Origin of the sequence: Alloprevotella sp. oral taxon 473 str. F0040 (assembly GCF_000318095.2) — a bacterium.
Taxonomy (GTDB): domain Bacteria; phylum Bacteroidota; class Bacteroidia; order Bacteroidales; family Bacteroidaceae; genus Alloprevotella.
The window spans coordinates 434,595-448,269 of sequence record NZ_KB290717.1; the positions used below are offsets into that span (position 1 = coordinate 434,595).

Genomic DNA, 13,675 nt, shown 5'->3' on the forward strand with positions numbered 1-13,675 from the left:
CAATATAATGAGTAATTTTGCAACAATATTGAACACCCTACATGAGTAAAGAAAATACACCTCAAGGCTCCTTCTCCGTGATTGCTGACTTTGAGGGCAATATCAACGACCTCCTCAACGTAAATGTGGAAGGTACACTTCCAGTACTTCCCTTACGAAATATGGTACTCTTCCCAGGAGTGGTAGCTTCTGTGGCGGTAGGCCGTGAAAGTTCCCTCGAACTGATACGCTATGCAGAACAACGAGGAGATGATGCTTACATTGCAGTGTCATGTCAAGTTGATGCTGCTATCGATGTACCCAACATGGGAGATTTATTCCCAACTGGTACACTGGCAAAAGTGCTACGCGTGGTGGAAATTCCCAACCACCACCCCACTGCCATCTTGCAGTCTTTTGGTCGCGTGACTCTGTCGCCCGAACCTACTCGTATGAATCCATTCATACGCACACATGTTACCACCCTTCCAGAAGAGTTGCCTGAGGACAATGATCAGGAATTCAAAGCACTCTTTGAAACTTTCCGCGAAGCAACACTGCAATACATCAAACTCAATGAGAATTTGGGCATGGAAGCCTTTATGGCTGTTCAAAATATCTCAAACCCTATCTTCTTCATCAACTTTGTAGCAACAAATCTACCTTTTAATACTGAAGAAAAGGCGTTGTTGCTTGAAGATGGCAACATGATGAGTCGTACATTCTCCTTACTGCGCATTTTGCAACGTGAGTTGCAGTTTGTACAACTTAAACAGAATATCAGCGAACGTACACGCGAAGAACTCGATCAACAACAAAAAGAGTATTATCTCCAACAGCAGATTAAGAACTTCCAAAAAGAACTGGGCAATGCTGAAGGTAACGATGCTAAAGAGTTAAAAGATAAGGCCAAATCCTTGACCTTACCAGACAATGTGCAAAGAATCTTCGAGAAAGAAGTCACAAAACTGGAGCGGATGAACGCTTCAGTGCCAGACTATAGCGTGGTGTACAATTATCTTGACACGATTTTGGCACTGCCTTGGGGAAAATGGACCACCGACAACCTTGATTTGCGACGCGCTCAGCGAGTGCTTGACCGCGACCACTATGGTATGGAGAAGGTGAAAGAGAGAATCTTGGAGCATTTGGCTGTGATGAAGGTAAGTAAACAGCACCCCACTACAATTCTTTGCCTTTATGGCCCTCCAGGAGTAGGTAAAACTTCCCTTTGCCGTAGCATTGCAGAAAGTCTTGGGCGCAAATATCAACGCATTTCTCTCGGAGGCGTACACGACGAAAGCGAGATTCGCGGTCACCGTCGCACCTACATTGCTGCAATGTGTGGGCGAATAATGAAGACTATCATTAAAGCAGAGAGCAATAACCCTTTGTTGGTGCTTGATGAGATTGACAAAGTGGGTGGACGCACGCACCATGGTGACCCACAGGCTGCCTTATTGGAACTTTTAGATCCTGAGCAAAACAATACATTCCACGACAATTTTCTCGATTTCGACTACGATCTTAGCCACGTTTTCTTTATCGCTACAGCTAATAGTTTGAGTAGCATTCCTGCTCCCTTACGTGACCGTATGGAGCTCATCAATGTTGAAGGTTATCTCACGGAAGAAAAGAAAGAAATAGCAAAGAAACACCTTTTCCCACAAGCACTTGCTCATCTTGAATTGCCTTTCTCCTTTAAAATATCTCCTACGGCTACAGAATTTCTCATTGAGAAGTACACTCGTGAAAGTGGAGTACGACAATTGGAAAAGCAGATTGCAAAATTAGTTCGGAAAGTTGTGCTAAACTATCAAACTGCCGATGAGAAACAACAGGCAGAAATGGCCAGTAAAACGCTGAAACCGGCGGATGTAGAAGAGATTATGGGAACACCCCCTTACAATCGGGATGCCTATCAAGGCAATGACTATGCTGGTGTAGTTAATGGCTTAGCTTGGACCTCTGTAGGCGGAGAAATGCTCTTCATAGAAAGTGGTGTGAGTCGCTCAAAAAATCCTCGTTTGGCTCTTACAGGAAATCTTGGCGATGTGATGAAAGAAAGTGCACTCTTGGCGTTAGAATATGTCAAGTCGCATATTTCAGAACTCGGGGTGGATTATCATGTTTTTGAACACTGGAATATTCACCTCCATTTCCCTGAAGGAGCTGTACCTAAAGATGGACCTTCTGCAGGCATCACTATTGCAACCTCGTTGGCTTCTACGCTCACTCAACGCAAAGTTCGCCCACGTCTGGCCATGACAGGCGAAATCACTCTCCGTGGCAAGGTGCTTCCTGTGGGCGGTATCAAAGAAAAGATACTTGCCGCCAAGAGAGCTGGCATCACAGACATTATTCTTTCTCAAGACAACGAAAAAAATGTACTTGACATCCCGGAACGCTATGTTAAGGGTTTAACTTTCCACTACGTTTCTACAGTTAGCGAAGTCTGGAAAATTGCACTACTTGATGAAAAGGTAGCCAACCCTATAGACTTAGTTATTCCTTCTTCCAAGAAAAAGCATTCAGACAATGAGCAACACAACTCCTAGTCTTCGACCTACGTGGCGCAAAGGCGAACCACTCTTTCAATTGCAACATACTGACACAGGAAGTTCCGCGCGTGCTGGTCGCATCACGACTGATCACGGCACCATTGAGACTCCTATTTTTATGCCAGTCGGTACACTCGGCACTGTAAAGGGTTTGCACACTCATGAAATTCTAGATGAGGTTAAAGCTCAGATTATCCTCGGCAATACATATCACCTGTATCTTCGTCCTGGACTAGAAGTTTTAGAAGCTGCTGGAGGTTTACATAAATTCAACGGATTCCATAAACCAATGCTCACGGACAGTGGTGGTTTCCAAGTATTTTCACTTACGGGTATTCGCAAATTGAGCGAAAATGGTTGCGAATTCCGTAGCCATGTGGATGGTTCTAAACATTTATTTACTCCTGAAAATGTGATGGATATCGAGAGGATCATCGGTGCAGACATTATGATGGCTTTCGATGAATGCCCTCCTGGTACTGCCGACTTCGGCTATGCTCGCAAAAGTCTCGATCTAACCCACAGATGGCTTGACAGGTGCATTAAGAGATTTTCTGCAACGGAGGATAAATATGGCCATCACCAGGCACTCTTTCCCATTGTTCAAGGTTGTGTTTACCCAGAATTACGTCGCGAAAGTGCCCAATTTATGGCAGAACGTGATGCAGAAGGCTATGCCATTGGGGGACTTGCAGTAGGAGAACCAGCGGAGAAGATGTACGAGATGATTGAGATCGTCAATGAAATTCTTCCAACCGACCGTCCTCGATATCTCATGGGGGTAGGAACTCCAATGAACATTCTCGAAGGCATCGAACGGGGTGTGGATATGTTTGACTGTGTGATGCCAACGCGCAACGGACGCAACGGTCAAATTTTCACGTGGAATGGTATCATCAACTTTAGAAACGCAAAATGGGCCAAGGATTTCTCTCCAGTAGACCCATTGGGTACTGCACATTGTGACCATGCTTACACAAAGGCTTACCTACATCATCTGTTTAAGTGCAAAGAACTTTTGGCTCTTCAGATAGCTTCCATTCATAATCTTGCTTTCTACCTTGAACTAGTAAGAGTTGCACGCGAACATATCTTAGCTAATGATTTTGCTGAATGGAAGCGAAGCATCCTTCCTCAGCTGGCTCACCGACTTTAATCCTCACATCTACTTCATGGATTTCAAAGATAACGATGCGGAACTTTTCCGAGGTGTGACTCCAGACTCAGAGAATAGCACAGGAACGTCAAATTCCTCAGTAAAACATAATGAGTTTAATAACGAGTTAACAAACTCAGAGAAAGACATTTCCGACAATTCTTTTGAAGCGAGTCAACAAGTAAATTTCTCTACCCCTGGAGATAGAGAAAAAAGCTCTACAGACGAGGCGACATCACAGACGGATGAGACTGAAGAGTCTCTTTCGCCTGTGGTGTCGCGCACTGCTTCTGAGAGAAAATGGCGTAAATTGTTACGGTGGTTCTTTTTTTCTCCTTGGTATCTCTTTAAGGGTATACGGCGGATCATACAAATCTTTTCCCGCGGCTTAGCTTGGTGCTTTCGAGGTGGCCTAAGATTAATAGGTTTTCAGAGAATAGATCGATACATCCTCAATAAATATCTAAGCACCTACTTTTTCCTTTTAGTTCTCATTATCACAATTGCCATTATCTTTGACTTCAACGAGAACATTGATAAGATAACGAATGGTGGCGCCAAATGGACGGAGATTATTTTTGATTACTACGCTAATTTTGCTCCCTATTTCGCAAATATGTTCTCGCCTTTGTTCGTTTTCATAGCGGTGATTTTCTTTACGACCAACTTAGCAAATCATTCGGAAATCATCGCGATGAAATCCACGGGTATGAGTTTTCGTCGTCTTCTTCGACCATATATGTTTGGAGCAACGTTTATAGCTGGCATCACCTTCGCTTTAGGTGCTTACGTAATCCCTAAAGGCAACGTAGCCCGTGTGAACTTCTCGAATAAATACATCAAAAAACAGTTGGTAATTGATGAAGCAGACAACGTGCAAATGCAAGTAGATACTGGGGTTGTGGCTTATATTTCGCATTTTGATAATAGAACTAAATCTGGATCTGGCTTTTCGTTGGACAAGTTCTCTGAAAAGAAGCTCGTGTCACGTCTTACAGCCCAAACCATACAATATGATACCCTTGCAGATCATAAGTATTCATGGACATTACACGGATACATGATTCGCACACTTACTGGAACAAAAGAGAAAATCAAGTCTGGTGACAAACTGGATACGACGATTGTGATGGAGCCAAAGGACTTTTTCTTTATCCGTGGTCAACAGGAAACAATGACTGTGCCAGAACTTGACGCTTTTATCGAGCGTCAACGACTACGCGGCGCAGCTGGCTTAAGCACATTCGAAGTGGAATACCACAAACGCTTTGCTTCTCCTTTTGCAGCTTTCATTCTTACTCTCATAGGTGCATCTATTTCTGTACAAAAACGTAAGGGAGGTATGGGAACTAGCATTGGGCTTGGTCTCGCGCTTACTTTTACCTACATTCTCCTCCAAACCATTTCTTCTTCTTTTGCCACAAATGCAGGCATGGTAGCTTGGTTAGCTGTATGGTTGCCGAATATACTCTATACCTTTATTGCATTTTGGTTCTATAGAAGAACTCCTCAATAGCTTAGCACCTAAGCTAAATATATAGCATCACTCCTATTTCTATAATAATGAGCAACGATAAAACCTCCTCTACTGAGGAACAACGATACACAGCTTCAACTAGTCTTTCATCTGAAACTAGCTCTAATCTTTATCCTGCAGCTGAAGTAATTCCCCTTGACAGTGATAATCTCTCGGTTATCACAGAAATAGCTTCAAATGGTTCAGAGAGATTGCCCGAAACATCTGAACAGACGAACCAACCTCTGGCTACATCACTTCAGTCCTCAAAAGACTCTCAAGAAAATGTTGATGAAGTGAGCCTGGACAACATGAAACCTACCCCCGAACCTACGGTATATTTCGAGGATTTGGCTTTGAGCGACGATGTACTCGATGCACTCTGGGATATGCGATTTGAGAAATGCACTCCCGTACAAGCGAAATGCATCCCACACATCCTTGAGGGCAAAGACATGATAGGCATTGCACAAACAGGAACAGGTAAGACAGCAGCCTTCCTCCTGCCTATGCTCACCCTACTCCACAAAGAACCGCATCCTGCAGATGCAGTAAACTGCTTGATACTCTCTCCAACGCGCGAGCTAGCTCAACAAATCGACCAGGCTCTCCAAGGTTTTGCCTATTACACTAAAACTAACAGCGTGGCTGTCTACGGAGGCAATGATGGCATCCGATTTGAACAAGAGCGCAAAGCCTTTTCACAAGGGGCTGATATCATTGTTGCCACACCTGGCCGTCTTATTTCTCACCTCCAATTGGGGAATCTCGATCTTTCTCGCACCACGCACATCATTCTAGACGAAGCTGACCGCATGCTCGACATGGGATTCTTTGATGATATCAAAACTATCATGAAGCAACTTCCTGAGCACAAGCAGACCATTCTGTTTTCTGCAACCATGCCTCCCGAGATTGCAAAGATGGCACGTGAGATGATGCATAATCCTGTAGAGGTTAAGATTGCAGTCTCTAAGCCTGCTGAAAAAATAGATCAGAGTGTCTATGTGTGTCGCGATAGTGATAAGACACCTATCTTGAAGCATATCTTCACCGAACAACCTCCTGAGCGCGTGATTGTCTTTGTGTCTTCTAAGCAGCGTGTGAAGGAACTTAACGTCATTCTAAAACGCAAAGGATATAACTGCGCTGCCATGCACTCAGATCTAGACCAAGCTGAGCGTGATGTTGTGATGCTAGGCTTCAAACAGCGCAATATCGACATGCTCATTGCTACTGACATCGTGAGTCGTGGCATTGACATCGACGACATTCAGATGGTCATCAACTACGATGCACCACGCGATCCCGAAGACTACGTGCACCGCATCGGCCGTACGGCACGTGCTGGACGTGAAGGACGAGCTATCACCCTCATTGGTGAGAAAGATCGCTATCCACTCTCAAAAATAGAGAAACTTCTTGAAAAGAAGATTGCACGCAATCCCTTACCCGAAGGCTGTCTTCCTCCTGAAGAGCCAGCTGAACACGAAGGTCGAGGCAAGAATCACCGAAAAGGAAGTGGAGGAAGCAAAGGAAATACAAGCAATCGCAGACGTGGAAGAAGTGAAAAGTCTCATGCTGGCTCCGCCAACAACCGCGGTCAACGCAAGTCTTCGCCTACAGAAGATGGCATCAAGGGACAATCTGCCAATAAACAGCGTCATCACCGCCGTCGCCCCAATCAAAAAAAATCCTACTCGACTAATAACTCCACCCCAAGTCAAGACTAATGGAACAAATACTCCGATATTTTCCCGATCTCTCAGATAAACAGAAACAACAGTTTGCTGCTCTAGATGCACTTTATAGAAATTGGAATGCTAAAATCAATGTCATTTCTCGAAAAGACATTGACAATCTGTATGAACACCACGTATTGCACTCGCTCGGACTCGCAAAGGTCATTCGTTTTCGTCCAGGTTCTTCCATACTCGACATTGGTACTGGCGGAGGTTTTCCTGGCATTCCCCTCGCCATCCTCTTTCCAGAAGTAAAATTCCACTTACTTGACTCCATCGGTAAGAAAGTAAAGGTTGCACAAGCCGTGGCGGAAGCTATCGGCTTGGAGAATGTGCGCTGCTCTCACCGCAATGTCATGGAAGAAAAAGAAAAATATGACTTCGTGGTCAGTCGTGCAGTCATGCAAATGAGTGATTTAGTAAAGCTCATTCGTAAGAATGTGCACCACGAACAAAAGAACTCACTCCCCAATGGTGTAATTTGCTTAAAAGGAGGAGATATTCAGCTAGAGATGCGTCCATTTAAGAACTGCTGTGAGGTGTGGACACTCTCCACTTACTTTGAAGAAGAATTCTTTGAAACAAAGAAAGTGGCCTACGTATCGCTATAATTAAGCTCTAGAAAACAACGACAAGTCACAAGATGAAGGCTAATGCTTTTCATCTTGAGAAGCTTAATTTTATACGCTTGGCTTCAAAATTCGTTTGAATCAGTTTTTCACCCTATATTATCTGCAACCTAATGCTGACTGTCAAAAGCTTTTTCATGGAAATGCTGGGAGAGAACACCTATCTCCTCCACGATGAAACACAACAAGCTGTACTCATCGATTGTGGTGCGCTTTATCCTCAAGAGCAACAAACCATCGCTAATTATGTAGCCGCCCATCAACTACAACTATCTCAGGCTTGGTTAACGCATGGCCACTTTGACCACATATTTGGTTGCCAATGGGCGTACGAAACATTTGGTATTCGTCCGCTGCTTCACCCTGCAGATGAACACCGATATCAGCACTCAGGTGAAGAGCTACAGCTGTTTCTACACCAACGAGTAGACATTCCTGTTCCTCCTCTATCTGGTTATCTGGAAGACGGTCAAAGGTTGAAGTTGGGAAATCTAGAATTTGAAGTAATAGCCACGCCTGGACACACACCTGGAGGCGTGTGTTTCTATAGCGCAGCGGAAAAAGTTTTGATTTCAGGCGATAGTTTATTTGAAGGAAGCATCGGTCGCTGCGATTTGCCCGAAGGTGACATGGATACTTTGGTTCATTCGCTTCAAACTCGCATAATGACTTTACCTGATGATGTCCGCGTATATCCAGGTCATGGAGGAAGTTCTACCATCGGTCATGAACGTACCACTAATCCTTATTTTATTTCCTAACATTTTCTTTGCTTATGAGCCTCACCAGAATCCTATTTCTTTGTTGCCTACTTCATGCTGCTTTGGGGATGCAGGCACAGCAACGTAAGAATACTACGCGACAAGCACGTACTGCTGTGCATGCAGGGAGTAAGACTACCACAGATGTGCAACATCTCATTGAGGTTTATGACTGGGCCAAAGCTAGTTCTGCACTACAAGCCTTATTAAACAACACGAAAGATGCATCTGCTAAAGATTCACTCCAAAACTTACTTGAAAGGGTACGCCGTGCAGACCATATGATGGCTTCAACCCAACAGATCGTTTTTGTTGATAGTGTAGTAGTTGAGAAAAGTCAATTACTTTCAGCTTTAAAAATGAGTGAAGAAGCAGGAAAATTACTACCAACTGCTCAGGTCTTTCCTAATCGTAACAACAACATGCTATGGTCTGATGTTACTTTTGTGAATCCTCTTGCAACCACTGCTATCTTTGCAGCACCTAGCGACCATACTCAACGCCTGCACTCAGTATTTCGTGCAGGCAATGGCTGGACACCAGCCACACCTCTAGCGGGAATAGACAGTCTTTTTAATGCTCCCGACTATCCTTTTTTACTCTCAGACGGCACCACTCTCTATTTTTCAGCAAAAGGACAGGAATCCATAGGAGGATATGATATATTTGTGACACGGTATAATCCCGAAAGTCGCCAGTATGTCAAACCAAGCAATATAGGTATGCCATTCAACTCTCCAGCCAATGAATATCTCTACGCTGTTGACCCCACCTCAGGCATTGGATATCTTGCCACAGACCGCAGACAAGCCGAAGGGAAAGTCTGCATCTATTCTTTTATCGTCCCTACAGAGCGCAAGGATTACGACAAAGAAAGTATCTCTCTTTCAGAATTAAGCCAATATGCTCAGATTGCATCGATTGCACGTAGCCAAGTAGGTCAATCAGCCACCATAAAATCTGTTCAGCTACGCAAACAGCAGCAGAAAAGTCGGAAACAGACCAACAGTATTTCAACTTTCCGCTTTGTAATCAACGATGATAGAGTTTGCCGTTCCGAACAAGATTTCCAAAATAAGGAAGCGCGTGCCTTAGTACCAGAATGGTTCAAAGCTTATCAACAAAAAATTGAGTTACAACAACAATGTGATGCTGCAGAATTAGCTTATGCGCGACAACGATCAGATAGAAATCGACAGATGCTAGCTACTCTACAAAAACAACTTATTGCACTTTCAGCTCGAGAAAAGGCCTTATCTCAACAAATTAGACAGTTAGAAACTGCACAATAAAGAATGCTCCTCCCTTGAGTAAGAAATCATAAACTAACCTATTGATTTCTGGAATAGAAAACCTCACTCTATAAAACAATTTTATCATGGACAACACGTATTTTCCCGAATCTGAACTCATCATCAATGGTGATGGTTCGATTTTTCACCTTCATCTTCTTCCAGAACAGCTTGCTGACAAGGTCATTCTCGTAGGTGATCCTGGACGAGTGGCCTTAGTGGCCTCACATTTTGAAGAGAAAGAATGTGAAGTTGAAAGCCGTGAATTCAAAACAGTCACTGGCACATATCAAGGCAAGAGAATTACCGTACTCTCCACTGGCATCGGCTGTGACAACATTGACATTGTAATCAATGAACTAGATGCTTTAGCCAATATCGACTTTGCAACACGCCACGAAAAGCCCAACTTCCGTCAATTAGAACTTGTGCGCATCGGTACTTGTGGTGGACTACAAGCACATACCCCCGAAGGCACATTCATTGCTTCTCAGAAAAGCCTCGGCTTTGATGGTTTGCTTAATTTTTATGCTGGCCGCGATGAAGCATGCGACCTAGATTTCGAGAAAGCATTCCTAGCGCACATGCAATGGCAAGGAAGTCAATGCATCGCACACCCTTACTGCGTAGATAACAATGAAGAACTTCTGGACCGCATCGGACAAAACGACATGGTGCGTGGTGTAACTATTGCTTGTGGTGGTTTTTTCGGTCCTCAGGGACGTAGACTTCGCGTACCTCTTGCTGACCCTACAGCAAATGACAAAATCATGTCTTTCCGTCATGGCGACCTCTGTTTCACCAACTTCGAGATGGAAAGCAGTGCTCTCGCAGGTTTGGCCAAACTGATGGGACATAAAGCGATGACTTGCTGCATGGTAGTTGCCAATCGCGTAGCTGGCAAAGCCAATCCGAACTACAAGAATAGCATCGACTCATTGATTTCTCTCGTTCTTGAACGTATTTGATGCGACATGACTTTCTACTATTCTTCGGGTTTGTCCTAGCTATCATAGCATGCATCCTTTATTGTACCTCATTGGATGCTGTCCTGTTTACGCTATAATACACAGATAACATGCCGATAAGCTGCGATATACCGTAACTTATCGGCATGTTTTTTATGTTTTATGCTGCACAGCATAAAAAAATATTTGGGAAAATAGTCCAAAACACCGAACTTTGCAGACGTTATCCGTTTGGTTCGTTCCTTCTTGAACGGACCACTTCTAACTTCTTGTTAGAAATCAAAACGACGCGCTAGTGAGCGCGTCGTTTCTTCTTTGTATTCTCAGGAACAAAACCTCATCATTGCGGCATACAATTGCTTTACTCAATCGATTAATACGTAGTACCTCTCTAATTGTTAATTATCTGAGACAAAAAAAGCAAGAGTTTCCTTCCAACTAGCGTAGCACTTTGAGACTACTAATGGATGAAACTCTTGCTCATCAAGTAAACCATTCCGTTCTTTGGAGAAAAATCTTCGATTTTCAACAAAAGCTCAAAAGAAGTCTACCTTGGATTCGTTCTTAAATTAGGGAGTTAATCACGTTTTCGTCGGAGAAGATATCAAAAATCTCAGAGACAATTTCTAAAAAGTAGGAGATAATCTTGAAAATGTCGGAGAGACTGGTGGCAGACCCTGAGAGTTACCCGAAATCTCCTCCAAAGGAGTGCAAGACATTGCCTGAGAATCGCGTATAAAGCCCATGAGAGATAAAGACGCTCGTAGACACGTTAAAATATCGTGCTTAGAGTGTAAAGTTTTCTCAATGAAACGGAATTGTAAGCATTGTAATGAGAGCAACATCTTCCTATTGCAAGCACATTAGAACATTTGTTTTTGGCCTTGTGCGTTGATATAGATTTGTCCTGCTTGGGGTTGCTCCACACGTTGTCCTTGAAGGTTGAACCATACGTTGGGAAGAACCGTTGGACGTAAAGGAGAAAGGTGTGTGACAACATCCGTTTCATCACGTACCACATACTTCCCTCCGCGCTGTTCTGTGGTAATCACGAAATAGCGATCACCTGTGATCTCCGTGACATCGACAGATTGTGGAGACCCATTGTCGGTAGAGAATACCACATTCACGAAATAATCCTTAGAGGTAATATCAAAGGTCTGATAGTTCCAGGTATATCCTTTCACCTCCTTCGTGTCCGTGATGGTTTTACCTGGCCAGTTGCCATTCATATTGTTGTTGCCCTTGTTGTTCCAAACGTGGAAATTGAGCGAAGGCCAGTTGTTTTCATTGCGCACATGGATAGTCGCAGTATGTTCTACAAAAGGACGAATGGTATAGGTGCGCGATACCACATTGGAAACTTCGCCTTCTGCAGAAAGCACACCCACTTGCAACGTAGCATCTTGGGTGATGCTAATGTTTCCATCGGCGGGTACACGAGAAGATTGAGCAGTGGGAAGAGTGCCATCTGTGGTATAGACTAGCGTTTGTTCACTTTCTGACACACTGGTCACCTTTGCAGTAAACGCAGCTTCATATTCTCCCGAAGGTTTATCCAACAAGAGTGTTTTAGTGCTGCGAGAAAGGAAATAGGCACAATGCTGACCGCTGAGCACCTTTACATATTTTGTAGCATCAGGTGCGTAGTTCTCAGCCTCATCGCCTAAGACATAGAGCAGAGTGCCTTTGGTGCCCGCCACCGAAACGACATACTGTTTGGGTTCACGCGACACGATGGTTGGAACAGACGTATTAACAATGCCTGCTGCACGACGCACCTCAATCATCGCCTTAATAGCCTGCTTATGGTCGAGCCAATGACGGTAGAATACACATGGAGTACCAGGCATGGCAAGGAGATAGGCATTAGCTGCAAGGGTGTCTTTCTTGATAGGATCAAGTGGTTCGCTAGCACTGCGCATTTGCGTGTCGTGATTCTCCACGAAAGTCACGGCGTATTGGCGGAATAGGCGAGAATTGATGAGAGGGGCATTACTGGCATTCTCTAGTTTGCTCCAGTCTCCACTATTGGCAGCATCACGCACGGTGTAGCGGAAAGGGAAGTCGAAGGCCGCAGACTGCGGTACGTTGTTGACTTTTGTACCATTGACCCAAAGTTTTGTAGCAGTACTATTGTCCCAATACTCTCCCACACTGAATTGTGGTTGAACTGTTTGGTTATATTGAGCCACATACTCAGGAGCAAAGCCTTTGACCATATCGTAGCGGAACCCTGCATAGCCTAGGTCTTCAAGGAGAAACTTGAGGTAAGCATTGTAGTTGTTGCGCACATTGTCACTTTTGTGGTCGATATCGCGACATCCTGGCCAACCTTCGCCCGTATCTTTGTTGCTACTGAGGGACTGACGATGGCTTGCTGCCCACGTTGCCGTCTGACCACCATCGTCGTCACTTACGATATCGCTAGGCAACATCTGATAATCTACACCTTTGTAGGTCTCTTTAGGATAATCGGTCCACGCCCCATTCACGCCGAGATTATTGCGATGGTTGATGACAACATCAGCTATGATGCCAGTGCCTTTCGCCTTGTAGGTCTTAATCATCGAACGCAATTCAGCTTCAGTGCCAAATGAACTGTTTTGATTAAAGAGATAGACGGGAAGATAACCCATCACATTATCGTTCGTATTGCAGTTTCCACTTTGAGGCACCCAGATGAGTTGAAAGTATGGCGCAATTTCGCTGCTTCGGGCTTCGAGCTTTGTCCAACGCGAATCGTTGAACGAGTCCCAATAAAAGCCCTGCAGCATGACCCCTTCATAGGCAGCGGGCCAACCTTGTGCTTGAGATTGAAGAGAAACTCCAGCAGAAAGGGCGAGGAGAAGTAGAGATTTCTTCATACGTATGTAAAAATGATTAGGGACACAGCGGAAATGTGAAATCAAAAATCCATTCGTCCGTGTTGTCCGCCTAGTGATATCTTAGAAAATAGAGCGGATGTGCCGCAAAAGACACATCCGCTCATAGGAAATGCTATAGGAGCCAAGCTCCTGCAGTGCTAGAGACAGGACAAAGGTTGGGGATACATTCTACTATAAACGTAA

At 44.3% G+C, this 13,675-nt stretch carries 9 protein-coding genes; 8 read left to right on the forward strand and 1 reads right to left on the reverse strand.

Annotated elements, in window-relative coordinates; genetic code table 11:
• Positions 1 to 41: 41 nt before the first annotated feature.
• The 8 genes from lon (at position 42) to HMPREF9999_RS07490 (ending at position 10,604) form a co-directional block, all read left to right on the forward strand.
• Positions 42 to 2,537, forward strand: a complete 2,496-nt coding sequence (gene lon / locus HMPREF9999_RS07455) for an endopeptidase La (protein ID WP_009752098.1) — start codon at positions 42 to 44, stop codon at positions 2,535 to 2,537.
• Positions 2,518 to 3,696: a tRNA guanosine(34) transglycosylase Tgt gene (gene tgt, locus HMPREF9999_RS07460; protein ID WP_009752099.1), complete on the forward strand. Its 1,179-nt coding sequence runs from the start codon at positions 2,518 to 2,520 to the stop codon at positions 3,694 to 3,696. Before lon ends, tgt begins: the two co-directional genes overlap by 20 nt.
• A 373-nt stretch (positions 3,697 to 4,069) precedes the next feature.
• The gene (locus HMPREF9999_RS07465; protein ID WP_044063350.1) at positions 4,070 to 5,212 is read left to right on the forward strand and encodes an LptF/LptG family permease; all 1,143 of its coding nucleotides are present in this window, start codon (positions 4,070 to 4,072) and stop codon (positions 5,210 to 5,212) included.
• 47 nt (positions 5,213 to 5,259) lie between these two features.
• Positions 5,260 to 6,945 (forward strand): DEAD/DEAH box helicase, encoded by a 1,686-nt coding sequence (locus tag HMPREF9999_RS07470; protein WP_009752101.1) that lies wholly within the window; start codon positions 5,260 to 5,262, stop codon positions 6,943 to 6,945.
• The gene (gene rsmG / locus HMPREF9999_RS07475; protein ID WP_009752102.1) at positions 6,945 to 7,565 is read left to right on the forward strand and encodes a 16S rRNA (guanine(527)-N(7))-methyltransferase RsmG; all 621 of its coding nucleotides are present in this window, start codon (positions 6,945 to 6,947) and stop codon (positions 7,563 to 7,565) included. The genes HMPREF9999_RS07470 and rsmG overlap by 1 nt, the downstream gene beginning before the upstream one ends.
• A 131-nt stretch (positions 7,566 to 7,696) precedes the next feature.
• Entirely contained in the window at positions 7,697 to 8,344 is a 648-nt protein-coding gene (locus HMPREF9999_RS07480; RefSeq protein WP_009752103.1) for an MBL fold metallo-hydrolase, read from the forward strand.
• Between the two features lie 14 nt (positions 8,345 to 8,358).
• On the forward strand, positions 8,359 to 9,636 hold the full coding sequence (locus HMPREF9999_RS07485) for a hypothetical protein (protein WP_157049634.1): 1,278 nt from the start codon (positions 8,359 to 8,361) through the stop codon (positions 9,634 to 9,636).
• Between the two features lie 86 nt (positions 9,637 to 9,722).
• Positions 9,723 to 10,604 (forward strand): nucleoside phosphorylase, encoded by an 882-nt coding sequence (locus tag HMPREF9999_RS07490; RefSeq protein ID WP_009752105.1) that lies wholly within the window; start codon positions 9,723 to 9,725, stop codon positions 10,602 to 10,604.
• 863 nt (positions 10,605 to 11,467) lie between these two features.
• Here the strand turns inward: HMPREF9999_RS07490 and HMPREF9999_RS07495 are convergent.
• Positions 11,468 to 13,471, reverse strand: a complete 2,004-nt coding sequence (locus tag HMPREF9999_RS07495; RefSeq protein ID WP_009752106.1) for an alpha-amylase family glycosyl hydrolase — start codon at positions 13,469 to 13,471, stop codon at positions 11,468 to 11,470.
• Positions 13,472 to 13,675 lie beyond the last annotated feature (204 nt).

Bases quoted from the DNA above. Each gene is read 5' to 3' on its own strand.
- rsmG (WP_009752102.1), top strand. From the start codon at position 6,945: ATGGAACAAATACTCCGATATTTTCCCGATCTCTCAGATAAACAGAAA.
- tgt (WP_009752099.1), top strand. From the start codon at position 2,518: ATGAGCAACACAACTCCTAGTCTTCGACCTACGTGGCGCAAAGGCGAA.
- lon (WP_009752098.1), top strand. From the start codon at position 42: ATGAGTAAAGAAAATACACCTCAAGGCTCCTTCTCCGTGATTGCTGAC.
- HMPREF9999_RS07485 (WP_157049634.1), top strand. From the start codon at position 8,359: ATGAGCCTCACCAGAATCCTATTTCTTTGTTGCCTACTTCATGCTGCT.
- HMPREF9999_RS07490 (WP_009752105.1), top strand. From the start codon at position 9,723: ATGGACAACACGTATTTTCCCGAATCTGAACTCATCATCAATGGTGAT.
- HMPREF9999_RS07480 (WP_009752103.1), top strand. From the start codon at position 7,697: ATGCTGACTGTCAAAAGCTTTTTCATGGAAATGCTGGGAGAGAACACC.
- HMPREF9999_RS07470 (WP_009752101.1), top strand. From the start codon at position 5,260: ATGAGCAACGATAAAACCTCCTCTACTGAGGAACAACGATACACAGCT.
- HMPREF9999_RS07495 (WP_009752106.1), bottom strand. From the start codon at position 13,471: ATGAAGAAATCTCTACTTCTCCTCGCCCTTTCTGCTGGAGTTTCTCTT.